Source organism: Coprococcus sp. AM100_B19A, assembly GCF_027662015.1.
GTDB lineage: Bacteria > Bacillota > Clostridia > Lachnospirales > Lachnospiraceae > Allocoprococcus > Allocoprococcus comes.
In genome coordinates this window covers 1-16,515 of sequence record NZ_JAQDKN010000024.1, presented here as the reverse complement: position 1 = coordinate 16,515, position 16,515 = coordinate 1, and the positions used below count along the sequence as shown (strand labels likewise).

At 39.1% G+C, this 16,515-nt stretch carries 15 protein-coding genes and 1 pseudogene; 4 read left to right on the top strand and 12 right to left on the bottom strand.

What is annotated here, in order from left to right:
• The first annotated feature begins 69 nt into the window (after positions 1-69).
• Positions 70-1,005: a LysR family transcriptional regulator gene (locus tag PGQ33_RS15965; RefSeq protein WP_270206072.1), complete on the top strand. Its 936-nt coding sequence runs from the start codon at positions 70-72 to the stop codon at positions 1,003-1,005.
• A gap of 82 nt (positions 1,006-1,087) precedes the next feature.
• Here PGQ33_RS15965 and PGQ33_RS15960 read toward each other — a convergent pair whose 3' ends face one another.
• From PGQ33_RS15960 to PGQ33_RS15925, 8 genes and pseudogenes are all read right to left on the bottom strand, one after another.
• Positions 1,088-2,344, bottom strand: a complete 1,257-nt coding sequence (locus tag PGQ33_RS15960; protein ID WP_270206071.1) for an ABC transporter permease — start codon at positions 2,342-2,344, stop codon at positions 1,088-1,090.
• Positions 2,345-2,359: 15 nt separating this feature from the next.
• Positions 2,360-4,060 carry an HlyD family secretion protein gene (locus PGQ33_RS15955; protein WP_270206070.1) on the bottom strand — a complete coding sequence of 567 codons (1,701 nt, stop codon included), beginning with the start codon at positions 4,058-4,060 and terminating at the stop codon, positions 2,360-2,362.
• 3 nt (positions 4,061-4,063) lie between these two features.
• Positions 4,064-5,290 (bottom strand): efflux RND transporter periplasmic adaptor subunit, encoded by a 1,227-nt coding sequence (locus PGQ33_RS15950; protein ID WP_270206069.1) that lies wholly within the window; start codon positions 5,288-5,290, stop codon positions 4,064-4,066.
• Between the two features lie 723 nt (positions 5,291-6,013).
• Positions 6,014-6,550: pseudogene (locus PGQ33_RS15945) on the bottom strand (oligopeptide/dipeptide ABC transporter ATP-binding protein); the annotation flags it as partial.
• A 393-nt stretch (positions 6,551-6,943) separates the two neighbouring features.
• A complete protein-coding gene (locus PGQ33_RS15940) occupies positions 6,944-8,191 on the bottom strand; it encodes a tyrosine-type recombinase/integrase (RefSeq protein ID WP_195484224.1) in 1,248 nt (415 codons plus the stop codon).
• Between the two features lie 100 nt (positions 8,192-8,291).
• Complete coding sequence (locus PGQ33_RS15935; protein WP_028088126.1) at positions 8,292-8,474, bottom strand: excisionase; 183 nt, start codon at positions 8,472-8,474, stop codon at positions 8,292-8,294.
• Positions 8,475-8,483: 9 nt separating this feature from the next.
• On the bottom strand, positions 8,484-9,005 hold the full coding sequence (locus PGQ33_RS15930; protein ID WP_195484225.1) for a type II toxin-antitoxin system PemK/MazF family toxin: 522 nt from the start codon (positions 9,003-9,005) through the stop codon (positions 8,484-8,486).
• A 593-nt stretch (positions 9,006-9,598) separates the two neighbouring features.
• Positions 9,599-10,069, bottom strand: a complete 471-nt coding sequence (locus PGQ33_RS15925; protein WP_195484226.1) for an RNA polymerase sigma factor — start codon at positions 10,067-10,069, stop codon at positions 9,599-9,601.
• Between the two features lie 485 nt (positions 10,070-10,554).
• On the opposite strand from PGQ33_RS15925, the gene PGQ33_RS15920 reads away from it, so the two are divergent.
• Positions 10,555-10,917, top strand: coding sequence for a helix-turn-helix domain-containing protein (locus PGQ33_RS15920; protein WP_195484227.1), 363 nt, complete (start codon positions 10,555-10,557; stop codon positions 10,915-10,917).
• Between the two features lie 181 nt (positions 10,918-11,098).
• On the opposite strand, the gene PGQ33_RS15915 is transcribed toward PGQ33_RS15920, so the two are convergent.
• A complete protein-coding gene (locus PGQ33_RS15915) occupies positions 11,099-11,440 on the bottom strand; it encodes a hypothetical protein (protein WP_006428643.1) in 342 nt (113 codons plus the stop codon).
• A gap of 58 nt (positions 11,441-11,498) precedes the next feature.
• Complete coding sequence (locus PGQ33_RS15910) at positions 11,499-11,921, bottom strand: winged helix-turn-helix domain-containing protein (RefSeq protein ID WP_028087872.1); 423 nt, start codon at positions 11,919-11,921, stop codon at positions 11,499-11,501.
• A gap of 157 nt (positions 11,922-12,078) precedes the next feature.
• On the opposite strand from PGQ33_RS15910, the gene PGQ33_RS15905 reads away from it, so the two are divergent.
• A complete protein-coding gene (locus tag PGQ33_RS15905; protein ID WP_005330465.1) occupies positions 12,079-12,447 on the top strand; it encodes a BlaI/MecI/CopY family transcriptional regulator in 369 nt (122 codons plus the stop codon).
• Positions 12,448-12,468: 21 nt separating this feature from the next.
• Entirely contained in the window at positions 12,469-14,268 is a 1,800-nt protein-coding gene (locus PGQ33_RS15900) for a BlaR1 family beta-lactam sensor/signal transducer (RefSeq protein ID WP_082430384.1), read from the top strand.
• A 64-nt stretch (positions 14,269-14,332) separates the two neighbouring features.
• On the opposite strand, the gene PGQ33_RS15895 is transcribed toward PGQ33_RS15900, so the two are convergent.
• Together PGQ33_RS15895 and PGQ33_RS15890 are read right to left on the bottom strand one after the other, a co-directional pair.
• A complete protein-coding gene (locus PGQ33_RS15895) occupies positions 14,333-15,565 on the bottom strand; it encodes a DUF6070 family protein (protein WP_005610830.1) in 1,233 nt (410 codons plus the stop codon).
• 8 nt (positions 15,566-15,573) lie between these two features.
• Positions 15,574-16,515 (bottom strand): DUF6070 family protein (locus PGQ33_RS15890; RefSeq protein ID WP_270206068.1); only part of this gene is annotated, 942 nt, incomplete at its 5' end.

Here is a 16,515-nt window from a genome sequence, read left to right as displayed (position 1 = left end):
ACAATATAATCTAATACATATATTTTTATAGTAACTATAATTTTAAAACTATGTCAAAGGAGAATACCTATGTTTCAGGGAATGGAATATGTCTATGAAGTTTATCTGGAAAAAAGCTTTTCCAAGGCGGCTGAGAAGTTATTTATCTCACAGCCTTCACTCAGTGCCAACGTAAAGCGTGTCGAGCATCACATCGGATATCCGATCTTTGACCGGAGTACCAAACCACTTTCCCTTACCGAATGTGGGGTACAGTATATCAAAGCGGTAGAAAAAATAAAAAGTATCCAGAATGAATTTGAAGGATTTGCAAACGACTGGGGCGACCTAAAAAAAGGAACACTCATCCTCGGAGGAAGCAACTTGTTTTCCTCCTGGATCCTGCCTTCGCTGATCGCGGATTTTGCCCGCAGATATCCTCTGATCCAGATCAGCCTGGTTGAAGAAACCACTGCCAATCTTGCCCGTATGCTGCGACACGGGCAGCTGGATCTGATGCTGGACAGCAGTGTTCTGGATGCCACCATCTACGGCTACCGTAAATTTCAGGAAGAGCACCTGATCCTTGCTGTTCCGGGAGCATTCCCGATCAATAATACGCTGCGCTCCTATCAGCTTCCTGTAGAAGATATCCTGAGCAAAAAATTTCTGGAAGAATCCTGTCCTCCCGTTCCTCTGACACGCTTTAAAAGTGAGCCTTTTATTATGCTGAAACCGGAAAACGACACTGGAAAACGTGCCCGTATGATCTGCCAGAACAATCTCTTTGAACCAAATATCATCCTGGAAATGGATCAGCAGATGACTTCTTACAACATCACCTGCTCCGGCATGGGGATCTCTTTTATCGGAGATATCATGCTCTCAAAAGTACCTCTTACCTCTGATGTGGTGTACTATAAGCTTCCTGCAGGCGAAAGCAGCCGTGACATCCGGTTCTACTGGAAAAATGGTCGCTACCAGACAAGGGCAATGGAAGAATTTTTAAAAATGGCGTGCCAGTAAGGCACGCCACTTTCCTGTAGAACAGATACTATCCATTTATCTGCAATCTTGGATCCGACAAATAATTCTTCTCTACATAAACCTACTCACTTCTCAGTGCATCGATTGGATTCATGTTCGCCGCCTTCACCGACGGAAGGAGTCCGAAAATAATTCCGATCAATGTGGAAAATACTACTCCGACCAGAATAGACACTCCGCTGATTGCCACCGGAACTGCCGAGACTGCGGAAATAATATAGGCAAGCGCAATCCCTCCTACCACACCGATCAGACCTCCAAGAAGGGTAAGTACTGCCGCTTCCGTCAGAAACTGCGTCAGGATCCTTCTTTTTCTTGCCCCCAGTGCCTTTTTCAGACCGATTTCTCTCGTTCTTTCTGTCACAGACACCAGCATAATATTCATAACACCGATCCCGCCAACCAGAAGTGAAATGCTTGCAATCCAGAGCAGCTGCTGGTTCGTCGAGCTGCTGATCTCCTGGATCTGGTTCGCCTGTTTCAGAAGATCTTCCCCTTTATACTTTATCGTCTCATCAGACACGGTCAGGTAACTGTTCAGGATATCTGCCGCCTTTTCTCCTGCCGCAGTCATCTCATCTGTGCTTGTCGCGCGGACAACCAGATTCTGCGGTTCATCGTACTGATAAATAATCGGCCACAGTGTATCCGGAATACAGATCGTTCCGCTTCCATCCGTGGATACATAACGATAATAGTCTTCCATCGAATTGATCACCGGCTGCGAATTTTCTTTTCTCGCCATCATACCGATCACCGTAAATGGCTCCCCTTTAACCTCAATAATCTTTCCAATCACATTTCCATCCGGAAATAGAGCTGTGGCTGTCGTTTTATCAAGCAGCACAACTTTTCGGTTTGCAGTAAAATCTTTTTCGGAAAAGCCACGCCCTTTTGTGATCTGAAATCCATAGGCATCCAGATAATTGGAATCTATTCCAAAAATATTACAGCTTGCCAGCTTCTGACTGCCTGCATATACAGCATCATATTCATTCCGTCTGTGATAAAGGGCTGCACTTTCCACCTCATCCAGTGCCTGGATCTCACCAAGTACCTGATCTGAAATCTCCGGTATTCCATCCGGAACCTCCTGATAAGACAGATCCAGTGTCCAGTCTCCCTGATAAAGCTGGATATTGACCGCATTATTTCCCGCGCCAACCAGATTTTTCTTGATCTGCTCATTGGTTCCTTTGATCGTTGAAACAATTGCAATGATCGATCCGATTCCGATAATAATACCAAGCATCGTCAGCGCAGACCGCAGCTTATGACTCCAGATTCCCTGAAATGCCAGCCTGATATCTTCAAGCATCTCCTCACCCCCTCATTAATTATAATCATACAATGACTCCACTGTCTTTGTCTTCGCACCCTCTTTTACATTTCTTCCATACGGAAATGCAATCTCATCCTCCATGGTAAGTCCGGAAACGATTTCCATGGAACCGTACATATTTTTTCCAACCTCTACATACTGCTTCTCCAGCCTTCCATGTTTTCCTTTCTTGTATACATAGGAGCGGTTTCCGTCTTCTCTTATGAACATCTGTTCCAGGTAAATCGAATTCCCATTGTCACCCGAAAGTCCGTCTACGGAAATACTGACACCATCGCCAGATGAAAGATCTGCATCTTTCTCAACCACTGCAGTAAACGGATAGTAGGACATATTAGGATTCTCGCTGCTCTTCATACTTTCAACCGGTGAATTACCGATACTGGTGATCGTTGCCTCATAAGAGTTCCCCGTATTCCAGGAAGTCACCATCACAGTCATACCCTCTTTTAATTTATCATAGCTGCTTTCGGCAATCCCTCCGATTACATAACAACCATTTTTTCCGGTCACAGATATAACCGGTTTATTTTCCAGCTTTGCCTCTTCTTCGTCAAGTACAGCTTTTACCGTTCCCTCTACTGTACTCTTTACAACACCATTATTTACTTTTTTATCCAGCTTTTTCAATTCCAATTGTGCTGTTCGCTTTTCCAGATCCAGATCCTTGATCTTCTGCTCTTTTTCCTGGATCTGCTTTGCCTGCTCTTCCCTGGTCATTCCATCTGCATCTCCCGGATCCGGCTCCTCATATCCACCAGGATTATCCGGTTCGTCCGGAATTTTCGGCTCTTCCGGTGTCCCCGGCTGTTCCGGATTTTCGGGCTTTATTACCTGTCCGGTCTTTCCGTCCAGCGTCCAGGAGTATAAAAGAAGCGTCGGTTCCTTCTCCTGATCCACTACATCAAAGATACAGACTGCCCTCTCTTCCAGCATTTTCAGCATGAACTCCGCATTTACCGTTGCTCCCGGCGCACAAAGATAGCGATACGGCTTTTCTTTTGTTCCATCTCCATCTTCATTATAAGGAGCAGCGTCCTTTGTAATCTCTTTATAAATGATCTTATCCTTCAGTTCTTCCGGAAACGGCTTCCCGATTGATGGTTTTTCCGGTCCTTCCGGATTTTCTGGTGTCTCCGGCTGCTCAGGATTTTCGGAAGTATCCGGATTTTCCCCTTCATTTTTCTTTGCATCCGCAGTCCGTATTATTCCAGGTCTGGTTCCTTTTGCAGTCATTTTCCGCAGCTCATCCTGGCTTCTTTCAACAGACGAAACAATCTTTGCATTTTTCAGCTGCTCTAATTCTGCCTTTTGATTCTGAATATTCAGTTCAATCCCCTGAATCTCCATCTGCTTCATTTCCTGCTCAAGTCCTGCAAGCGTAGTATCATAGGCAACCAGACGATCGCCGATCTTCACCGTATCCCCTGATTTGACATAAATCTCCTTGATCGTAAGGGTATCATCATGGTAAATGTCCTGGCTCGCACCTGCCTGCACCTTCGCATAATCATAAATATCCGATTCTGAATACCATCCACCATTACTCATACTGGCTACCGGTGCAACCTTGACCGCTTTTTCACTTTTTTTCATTGCAAATATAATGCCGCCTCCAATGAAACATACACAGACAACCAAAGCAATCCCGATCTGAAGAATTTTTTTCTTATTTCTTTTTTGAAAAGTCATCCTTTATTCCCCCTCTTCCATGCCTCCTGCCTGTACATTTTCGTTCTTCTGAACGGCTGCTCCTTCTTTACATTCTCCATCCGGCCAGACAATGTAATCCGTCTCTTTCAGTCCTTCTGTGATTTCCCATGTATCCTGCTTCTCATCATAAGCACCAAGCTTTACATTTCTCTTTTCCAGTCTGTCCTTTTTATTTGCTACCCAAACGTAAGGCTCTTTCCCGTCTGCATCTACAATATAAGCAGTCATCAGATGTAATCCCTCTGTATTTACTCCAGTTCCAGGCTCGATATATACATGCTGTCCCAGCATCAGACCATCACTGGTTTCAAGCGTTACATAAAATGGATACTTAGTTGCCCGGGCAGAAGAATCCGAACCGGAATACATCTCGCTTTGTGAACTGCTCTCCGGTTTTTCTGTGTCGATCACATCCACAGATCCCTTCCAGATTTCCTCCTGGTTATTCCTTGCCCGCACCGTCACATCCATTCCCGGCTGAAGCTCACCGATATTCTGTTCACTGATTTTTCCCTTAATTCGGTATTTTCCGGTAGAAAGAATGCTCATAAATGCCTGCTTTTCTCCACTGTAATCATCATAACCAGGATCCGGATTGATCTCCTGGATAATTCCTGCAATCGTGGATGTCACCGTGGATGATTCCAGACTCTTCTTCGTCCGGTTCACTTCCAGTTCTTTTACTTTATAATTATATTCTTCCTGTTTTACATTCGTCTGCAGCTCCTGGATCTGCGTTGTATAAGAAAGCTGCTCACCTGCCGGTGCATTCTTTTTCTCTGTCGTTAAGGCCGCAATCTGTGAATTCAGATTGGAAATACTGTTTCCTATCTTTTCCAGTTCCAGATTTCCCTGCTCCAGTGTCATCGCAAGCTCCTCTGTATCATATTCAAAGAGTTTCGTCCCAGGCTCCACTTCCTGCCCTTTTTCCACGAAAATCTCTTTCACTTTCTGTCCTTCTGAAAGTGAGATTTTCAAAGTATCCTGCGCCTCCACAACGCCTGCAAAGCGGTTCACGGTTCCGCTTCCGTTTCCGGTGATCACGCTGACCTTATCCGCGTAGAGGATGTTCTTCGCGGAATCCTTTCCCCCTCCTGAAACCATGTGCAGGATTGCGGCAATCAGAGCGACTGCAAAAATAAGGCAGATGATGAAAATCACCTTTTTCTTCCCCATCAGATTGTCTTTGAAATTCCCATTTACATTCATTTTCATTCCCTCCTCATCATTCTACTTTTAAGGTGTAAAAGTTTGTTGAAGTTAGTCCGACAAAGTGTATATAGAAAGTGCTGCGGCTTCCCTTCGGCAAACCATTCCGAGGAACCTCTGAAAGCGGGAATCGTGTTCAGCAAAGGCTTCCACGATTCCTGAGTTTCCTCTCCATTGCCTCAATAAGGAAGCCGCAACACTTTCTATATACACTTTGTCCCTCTAAGTTATCGCACAATACCATCACCTCGTAACTTGCGTTCCGATATCCAATCATAGTTTCAGTATACTGGAAAACAGTTGGAAATACTATTTAGATTTTCTTAAATTTTCGTTCATTTCTGTGTCATATAATCTTTTGACTGAACTTTCGTTCTTTTATTTCTACATAAATAATCCGCCCACTTCCCACAGCAGAAATTCCTGCCCTTTTTATTATGGAATACTCAGAAGGGCAAAGCCGGCAAAGTAGAATGACCGACCGGACGAAAAGAATTGTCATAGATTCACTTATTACGCAATGGAGATGAAACCCAGGAATCGTGGAAGCCTCTGCTGAACACGATTCCCGCCCCAAGGGGTTCATCGGAATGGTTTGCGTAATGGAATTTATGACAATTCTTTTCGTCCGGTCGGTCTCACAACCTCCCCTGCCTTTCGTCCCCTTCCACACAAAAACACCGCAGGATTCCCCCATTTCCTGCGGTGTTTTCTTACATACCTCTATTCTTCTACCATATGACAAGCTACTTTATGCCCCGCCTTCACCTCTCTGAAAACCGGTGCTTCCTGTCTGCATTTTTCTGTCGCATTCGGACAGCGTGTGGAGAACGCACAACCCTTAAAATCTTCGGTTCTGACCGGCTGTTCTCCGGAAAGCTCTGAAAATCCGTCCCGCTCAATATACGGATCCGGCACAGAAGCAAAAAGTCCTTTCGTGTACGGATGGAGTGGATTTGCAAACAATTCTTCGGTATCGGTTTCTTCTACCAGTGTTCCCAGATACATAACCCCAATACGATCTGAGATAAAACGGATAACACCGATATCGTGTGAAATAAATAAAAGGCTGAGTCCCAGTTCCTTCTGAAGCTGCATCAGCATATTCAGGATCTGTGCCTGAATGGATACGTCAAGTGCAGATACCGGTTCATCACAGACGATCAGCTTTGGTCCGATAACAAGGGCACTTGCAATACCAAGACGCTGTACCTGCCCACCGGAAAGCTCGTGCGGAAAACGGAAATAATGGTCTTCGGAAGTCTAAAAAAAGGACATTCGCAATCCGCTTTGCTACTTGCTCATAACAAAAATGAGATTGCAAAGCAATCCCATTTTCGTTAAATTCTTTTGTGAACTGTTCGATTATGCGTTCATCTGATTTGCGACTTTTGGCTTACATTCCAGCCTGATTTGTGAATTTTGAAATTATATTCCTGCCTGTATTGCTACTTATATATAATACAGCTATGTATTTATCAGTATTTTCAAGAAATTGGTCTTTCCGGCTAATTAACGATTTTCGGTGTTCCCCAATTTTTTAAGTTGGGGAATGATTCTGAGCATTTGTTGCTTGATTTCAATTTCATTTTTTCTTATTTGGGGAATCCTTTTTATAAAGTTGGGGAGTATTTTCGTACCCCAACTTTATAATCAGCAGTGACTCATAGCCGAAATTCTAGCCCTTCGAATTTCTTCATTATAATATTCTTCCGGTGTCTGTGTCTTCGCCACTCCAAATTTCTTAATTTCTTCTTCCATTATATTATCCAAGACATGTGTATAAATGTTTAATGTGATGCTGATACTCGAATGTCCCATCAACCTCTGGACAACCTTCGGTTCCATTTTCTTTTCAAAGCATCTTGTAGCAAACGTATGTCGTAAACTATGTGGGTGGAAGTCCCTGATCTCTCTGGGTTCTCTATTTTCTTGTACTGCCAGAACTCCTTCTTTTTCTCTCATTCTCTTTAAAGCCTTTTTTATTTCTTTCTCTACAACATATCTGACGCAGGGACTTCCCATACCTGTTGTAAATACCAAATCTTTTAAATCATCCGTACTTCTCCAGCGACTGCCCAGTTCCTCTTTTAGCTTATTCTGTTTTTTCTTCTGAGCTTTTAATATTTCTTCCATTTCTCCTAAAAACGGAATCTCTCTGATTGAATTTACCGTTTTAGGAGTTACAAGCATCATTCTCTTTTCTCCATTATAATAACTACAACTCAAGGAACGTCTGACGTGAACTACTTTCTTTTTTAAATCTATATCGCTCCATTTCATTCCACCAAGTTCTCCAACTCGGACACCTGTCAGACACATGAAATAGAACATTTCTTTATACCAGCTATCCTCCATCTCACTCAGGAAATTGTCCTGTTCTTCCTGGGTTAATGCAATTTCTTCTTTTGATTGTTTAAATGTCCATGGTACTTCTACAATCAAACATGGATTTACTTTAATCAATTGGTTTCCTAATGCAAAATCTAAGCATTCTCTTAAACGCCCCAATGCTTCTCGCATTGCACTGTGCGATACATGATTCTGTTCCATTGCATTTAATGCTCTCTGAACATCCAACGGTTTAATATCTTTCAGCTTCATTGACCCGATATAAAAACCAAATGTTCTTTTGAAATTATTTTTCATCGGTGCAATACTCGTTTCTTTCACCCGGTGTTGCTTTACCTCTGAAAACCATTCTTCAAACCACTCATTCAATGTGATTCTTGTTTTTCTATAATCCAATGTATCCCTGGCATTTTCTTTTGCCTTTTCAAATTCTTCCATCAGTTCGTTTAGATCTGTTCCATATAAATTGATTCTAATTCCGTTTACAACCGCTCTTGCTTCATATGAACCGTTCTTCTCTCTAACTCCTCTTGGTAATGCTTTTGCCATAATTGTTTCCTCCTGAAAAACTTCTTATCTGTTGCTCCTTCAAATTACCATTCATAAACGTGCAAAACAAACATGCGAATTTTTGTTTCGCATTCTTGACTTACTTTCTGACCTGTGCTAACAGCCATTTATCGAGTAAGAGCTTATGTGCATAATTACGATTGCCAATTCTGACAACAAATATTTTTTCATTTTCTCTCATCAATTCTCTAGTTTTCGTCATCCCAAGATTCAAGTAAGCTGCTGTTTCTTCTACATTTAAAAGTACCTTTTCTTGCTCCATATACTACCCTCACACTCGCTTCTTTCCTATATAATAGTCATATCCTTTTCTGATATTGCAAAACATACAAGTATCCTTATATCGCTGTTCTGGATTCACCCGCCGGATATAATGTCCCGGCACCTCATAAAAATTGCCTGCACATACTCTGCACAAGCTTACGACTAACGGTTTTTCAATTATCTTCGGTATCCCGGTACTTCTTCGGATTGCTTTATTGATTTTCTCCATTTCAGTACGATCTAAGGTACACACATAATTTTCCAACCGTCTTTTATCTAAAGTTCTAAGCTGCTCCAACAGCACTACAGAATCCTTTTCCAAACCTTCCATTTCCGGGACTGCAATGTGTGTCGGCAGTTTCATTTTTTCTTTACTTGTAATTGCTGCCACGATCACTGTCGGACTGTATTGATTTCCTATATTATTCTGAATCACCAGCACCGGACGATAACCGCCCTGCTCACTTCCAAATACAGGATCAAGGTCGGCGTGATAAATATCCCCACGCTTGACGTTCCTATCTTCCATCTTTGCTATATCTCCTCTCGTCTTTCTAACTGTTGTTATCCCTAAATATGTAAAATACAAGCCTATTTGTCCCCGACGCCCCGACTTGTAATTGGGAAATCATCAGACGGCTGACTGCTAATCAGCTCCACAGGATTTTATCTAAAATAAATATATGGGATTGGGAGTTTTCCTCTCCAGGGATCTCCTGAAGCTGCCCTCACTTGTTGCGGCATCAAAGAAATATTTTGTATACACGACTTTATGACCGGACAGGAGTATCATTATGCCTGTTGTCTGTCATCGCCCTGCCAGAAGCAATCTGACAGTTATAACCAGATATTTTTCGCTCAACAGTCCGGGTAATACAAACTGAAACCAAAAGGAAGTCTACGGTTGGGATTTCGCTGTCTTTACCCAGCCTGTGTTATGGCGTATTTGTTAATGTGGCTTACGCTCATCACGATAACAACAGGATTGTGCCTGATGAATGTATATGAATTTGTCAAGGTTCTTCCCGCTCCCCAGTCTTTTCGTGACAAAAGAAGAAACAGGTGGATCAAAATATTTCTCTTTCCACCTGTTTCCTCACTTAAACGCTATTTTTCAACCCACTATCTCAAAATCTTTTTCAAATTTCTGATTGCTGCTTTTACAGACTTTGCTACCATCTGAAAAGAGCAGCCTTCTTCCTGTGCAATCTGCTCATAATTCTTATCTTCAAAATAATACTTCATCAATCGTCTTCTCTGAATTTCCGACAACTGCTGAATTGCACTATGTAAACGTTCCGCTTCCAGTTTATTCAGAACAGTATCCTCTACACCTTCCTCTTTCTGAAATACCCGTTCATATAAACTGGAATCCCAGATTTCTGACTGTTCCAAATGCCTGTCCACAACATTCATATGCGACACATCCTGCAATTCAAACGTATTAAAAGCTTCATATACATTCTTTCCTATTTCCAAATCCTTGTACTCTTTTTCACCATTATAAAATGAAACATAATATTTTCCGTCCTTCTCATAGATTTCATATGGGTTGTATTTATCTTTTCTTCTTTTTGGCTGTCTGCCTTCCATGTCCTTTCCTCCGATCTGAATTTTTTTGAATTCAGATCAGTAGGCGGGGCACGAATACGAACAATCGCCCTTATTTTGAATTGCTCATTCTCAATATTTAGGTAACAAAAAACGCCCTGACAGATTTCACTCCTATGGACGCATTTAATTCGATATTTTATTACCCTGGATTCATTATTGGCTCTTACCCTAGTTTCAATTCCAACATTTACTAATGAAATTGTTGAGATTTTTTTAATTGAATACCTTCTGTTGAACAGAATTTTTTAGCTGAACTCTTGCTAAGAACCATATTTTCTCCGGTTAGATTCCGGAAAAGAAAATAAGCATACAAATACTGCTCTTTCGGAATCTGTTTTTTTTAACCGAAAGATATTTGTATGCTTTCTCATTCATTGGGTAATACCCTGTATTTTTTCTAATGTTACACCCTTTTCACTTTTCAAATTTGGGGTAATACACTAAGTTTATGGAGGTATATAAACATGGATATTCCAAAAACATTATTTGCCACTTTAGTAAAACAAGGGCGTATGGAAATGCATTTAACACAAGAAGCTCTTGCTGAAAAACTCGGAATATCGGCGGCTTATCTTGGAGACCTCGAACGCCATAAAGGCGGTCCCAGTCTGGAATTATTTTGTAAAACCATGCAGACTTTAAATATTTCTGCTGATGACTACGTTTATCCAAATCAGAATAAAAATAATTCTACATATGATCAGATTCTTCGGCTCTTAAATCAGTGCAATGATTATCAGTTACAGGTAATTCTTGCAACTACGACAGCTCTGCTAGATTCTAATCCTTTTATTGCTAACGTAGACACTACTAATGATACAAAATAAAACTTGTAAAATACCGATAAATAGCTGATAATTACCGATATTTAAAATTAGTGGAATAAATACTATTACCATATGTTAAAAACAGTTATGCTATATCATTACAACTTGATATAACATAACTGTTTCTTCTTTACGAACATCCTATTATCTATCAAATACTACATTTCCCTCCACGACACACTTAATTGCTTTTCATCTCGCTAATTATTTTTTCCATATCCGTCGATTTTTTCAAGAGTCCTAAACCAGCCAATAACTGAATACAATCTACATATCCTTGACAATATGCCCTTTGTTCTGACACAAACGCTTCTTCTTCCAAAATTTCTCCATATTGCTTCAACTTCTCCCTGTCCTCATAACTTATATGATCGAGAAGTTTATTCACCTTTTCTTTTTCCATTTTCTTCTTCAACTGAATATTTGCAAGTTCTTGGAAATAGATATAACTTTCTCTGTTTATATTCTCACAACGCAACTGGTTCAAAAAAGAGGATATTTCATTCCAAATATCATTTTCCATAAAAATTTCTCCTGCTTTTTTTGGTATCTTTACTTATTATGCCCAATTTTATATTTCATCATTTCATCAATTCACCATTAAATTTATATCCCATACCCCATACATTTAAAATGTATCTTGGTTTTGCAGAATCTGGCTCAATCTTTTTTCTGATTCTCCGAATTATGCCCATAACATTATCTTCTGCCCCATAATATGGTTCTTTCCACACCTGTGTATATATTTGTTCCTTTGAAAATATCCGTCCTGGATTTTTTGCCAGCAAATATAATATTTCAAATTCATAATTCGTCAATTGAACCAGCTCACCATTACTTTCTACAGAACGATATTCCGCATTTATTTTTAATGCTCCGTAATCAAGTACCCTATTTTGTTTACCAGGCATCTCAGAGTATTTTTTAGCAGACAGAAAATGTAATAATTCATTTAATTTTTCTTCCTCATTTTCATCAAATGTTACAACAACTACCCTTCCCATTTTATAAAAACCTTTCATATTCCAAATCTTACAAGTGTAATTTTTATCTATTATTACATCTGTAAGATTTAAAGTCAAGTTTTTATTTCGTTGACAGAATAACCTTTTAAGATATATAATATTTTTATTACATTTGTAAGATTTGGAGGAATATCACATGAGCAATCTGCCTCAAATTTCAGAAGCCGAATTTGAAGTTATGAAAATCGTTTGGAAATATGCACCAATCAGCACCAATGAAATTACTGAAAAATTAACACAAATTTCCCGTTGGAGTCCTAAAACAATTCAGACATTGATTAAACGTCTCGTTTCTAAAAAAGCACTAACCTACGAAAAACAAAGCCGGGTTTTTGTCTATACTCCATTGGTCAAAGAAGACGAATATATTCGGCAGGAAAGTAATTCTTTTTTAAAACGATATTATAATGGTAATATCACTTCTATGCTTGCCTCTTACATTGAGGATGATAAATTGTCTGAAGAAGACATTGCCAGCTTACGGAATCTTCTTTCCAATCATTAACCATGGGAGGAGGAGCATATTTTGATATATTTTAGTTTTCGATTTTTACTGTGTAATGCCATCATTTGTATTTTTTTAGGTAGTTTACTGGGATTAAAAAATTTATTGCAAAGGCAATTATCCGCACGTATGCAATATAATCTTTCGATTATATTTCTTGCCGTTCTAATTGTTCCCTTTTTACCAATAAGCTCTGCCCCATCTTCTATATCGTGGAGCCATTTGCTGACAGCCAGTTCAAGTACCAATGGTGACATTCAAACCACTTTTCTTTCTGGTAATGGTTATAATTTGGATAAAATAAATGATTTTGCTGTCTCTGTCAGCACCCAAATACCAACTTTTATTCACACATTACTTGTATTTTTCTGGAGTATCGGTATATTCATAATGTTTTTTCTTCTCTACCGCTCAGTAAGACAAGTAAACGCCTTACATAGTTCTGCTTTACCTCTTCAAAATGAAGAACTAAACGCTCTTTATATAGAATGTTTAAACGAAGTGAACAGCAAGCATACCATTCCGATTTATAGTACAGCATTTTTGAAATCTCCTGTTTTGGCTGGTTTCCTGCATCCTCGCATTTATCTTCCAATTCACTTGATTTCAGATTTTAACGCTGGAACTATAAGCTCAACTGATATTCGATATATGCTTCTTCATGAACTGCAGCACTACAAGCATAAAGATATTCTAATTGGATATTTGATAAATACAGTACATGTTTTCTACTGGTTCAATCCCCTAATCTGGTATTTTCTAAAAAGAATACGGCAGGAACGCGAACTTGCCTGCGACAGTGCTGTATTACAATTATTGAAAGAAACAGAATACAAGTCATATGGAAATACACTGATTAACTTTGCCGAAACAATAGCTCTGTCTCCATTCCCTCTTACTATGGGAATCAGTGGAAATATAAAACAGTTAAAAGGACGCATTTTAAATATTGCATCATTCCACCAACCTACTTTTAAACAAAAAATTCGTGGATATCTTATATGCATATTCGTCTCTACTATCATCATTGGATGCATTCCCATACTTTCTGTTTATGCTTCTGATCAGACTGGCTATCATTTTGACACAACCGAAAAGAATATTACTCAGCTAAATCTTTCTTCCAATTTTGGGGACTACACCGGAAGTTTTGTTTTATATAATCAGTCTGCTGATAAATGGAATATTTATAATATGGATCATGCTTCCACACGTGTATCACCGAATTCGACTTATAAAATATATGATGCATTACTTGGCTTGGAATCTGGAATTATTACACCAGAACATTCCACTTTCACATGGAATGGAGAACCATATCCTTTTAATTCATGGGAAGCCGATCAAGATTTAACCTCGGCTATACATAATTCTGTAAACTGGTATTTTCAGGCAATTGATTCACAGGCAGGTTTTGAAGCCGTAAGAACATTTTTACAGACAATAAACTATGGGAATCAAAATACTGGAACAAATCTAAATCTCTATTGGACAGATTTCTCTCTGAAGATATCACCCATAGAACAGGTGGAATTGTTACAGGATTTCTATCAAAATAATTTTCATTTTGACAGTAAAAATATCCAGGCAGTAAAAAAAGCCCTGCTGCTTTCCACTACTTCTTCCGGTTCTCTTTACGGGAAAACAGGAACCGGGCGTGTCAATGGTAAAGATGTCAATGGCTGGTTTATCGGATACATTGAAACAGCGAATAATACTTACTACTTCGCAACAAATATTCAATCCTCTTCTGGTGCAACTGGAAGTCAGGCTACCGAAATAACAGAATCTGTACTTTCTAATCTTGGTATTTGGAAATAAATAAAGAGAACTGATAGCATAATTTCCTGTTATCAGTTCTCTTTATTTCATTCTTCTCTACTGATCAATTCTGCAAATTACCTAACCGGTACTGATACCTCGGTATATTATCAATACCATTATCTAAAATCCTGTTTCCAACATACTGAATCGTTCCATCATCCTGAATTTTCATCGTAAGTTCGTGTGTAATAACAGCATCATTACATACAACAGAATCACATACTGCATGAATTGTCAAAACAATGGTTCCATCTTCATTATGCCTGACTTCTGTTACTTCCGGTAAAGACAAGCCAAAATGTGTTGGTGAATAATTACCACATCCCAATCGTTCCCAGATAAACATATTACTTTGTTCATCGTAGACCGCCCATTCTTTCAATTCTTCTTTTGTAACAGGAAGATATGTCATAATTACATTTTCGAACTCTTCTGCTGGAATTCCCACAACCTCTTTTTCTGCCGTAAATTTTTCTCCATATTTCATTTGATAAAAATATTCATAAAGTCCATTATAATCCAACCCCTGCATATCCTCCGCATTCCAGTTTGAACATAACAGATTGTTTCCCTGATAGCCGAACGTACTCACATATTTTTTTGAATATTCCCGACACTCCTCACTCAAAGGCTTTACCCGGATAATACAACTTCCATCTACAATCTCTGTCACTTCCGGTGGTTCAGGTACGCATAATTCATAACAGAAATTCCCATTTTCAGTATATGCCCATTCTTTTATTTTTGATAGCGATATGTATGTAAGTACAGGCTCTGTATCCTCACTCCAGATCATTTTTGCGGACATCACACTCATTTCTTTTCCATCATAACTATATTCTTTTCTGGTAATTCCACCATCTGTATCTGCTTCATATAAAATTACACTTCCTTTTTCTTCTTGTTCTGCAGATTTTAAAAATTGTTCCATCTTCTGATAATTATCCATAACAGAATAATGATCGGAACCAATGACCGGATTCCCATTTTGTTTGATAATTTCTTTCATCCGATTCATCATTTGCTCAGCAGTGTTCTGATCTGCTTCTTGTATTCCATTATATTCAGAATAAATATCTCGGATAATGCCCATAATTTCTTCACAATCGTTCACAGCTTCCTTTTTCTTGTCTTCATCGATTGGTAGATTATATCCCTTATCCGGATTTTCCATGGTAGTGTTTTTCTGATTCTTCTCATTTTTTACATCTGTGCTGTTTAACGATATCTTACTTTCACAGGAAGTCAGAATCATTCCTATACAAAGTACTAACAAAATACTTTTTCTTTTCATATTGCCCCCTAATTATTACTGTAATTCTCTTCCCACTCTTCTTCTGTTAACCTTGGCATATACCACCCTGCATTTGCATTTTGATCTGACTTGATTACCTTATTTGATAAATACTGGAAACTTCCGTCTTCCATAGGTTTTATCATCAATTCACTGGTGATTGCCTGATCTAACATTCTGATTTCCCATACTGCTTCTATCGTAAGTTTTAATGTTCCATCTTGTAATTTTTCATATGAGATAACTTCCGGATATGGCTCATATGGGAATTCACAATCATATAACCCTCGCGGTCTGTATCTAAAAGTTCTATTATCAGAGTTATAAAAAGTTCCTTTTTCAATCTCGCTATTACTAAATGGTAAATAGGTCTTTATAACCTCTTCAAACTCATCTTTTGGAACTTCATATTCTGCTCCACCATAATTTGCTTCATATGGAACTTGCTTTCCATATTTCATATAATACATTTTTTCATAAAGATCATAAAAATCAAGTTCCGTATAATTCTGGTTATCCCAATTTGTAATCAACAGATTATTAAGTGCATACCCCAACGGCATAACATATTTTCGATTCAATTCTCGGCATGTTTTATCTAATGGCTGCACTCTGAATCCAGTTTCACCCGGTGCTCCATCAAATCCCGGTGGGTGATATTCCTCCAGAAACAAGTATCCTTTTTCTGTATATTTCCACTCATATGCTTCATATTCATCATAATAATTAGCCTGTGGGCTATTATCCTTCCATTTAACCTGACATAATCGAACATTTATCTTTCCATTCATTGACTCTAAATGATATTGTATAATTTCCCCTTCATCAAATACAACAACAATATCTACTGCTGCCTGTTCTTCTTTCTCTGCTGCTTTGCAAAAATCTTCTACTTTTTCACGATTGACCATATCAATCTGATTATCACAATCTACTGCCGCATATCCTTT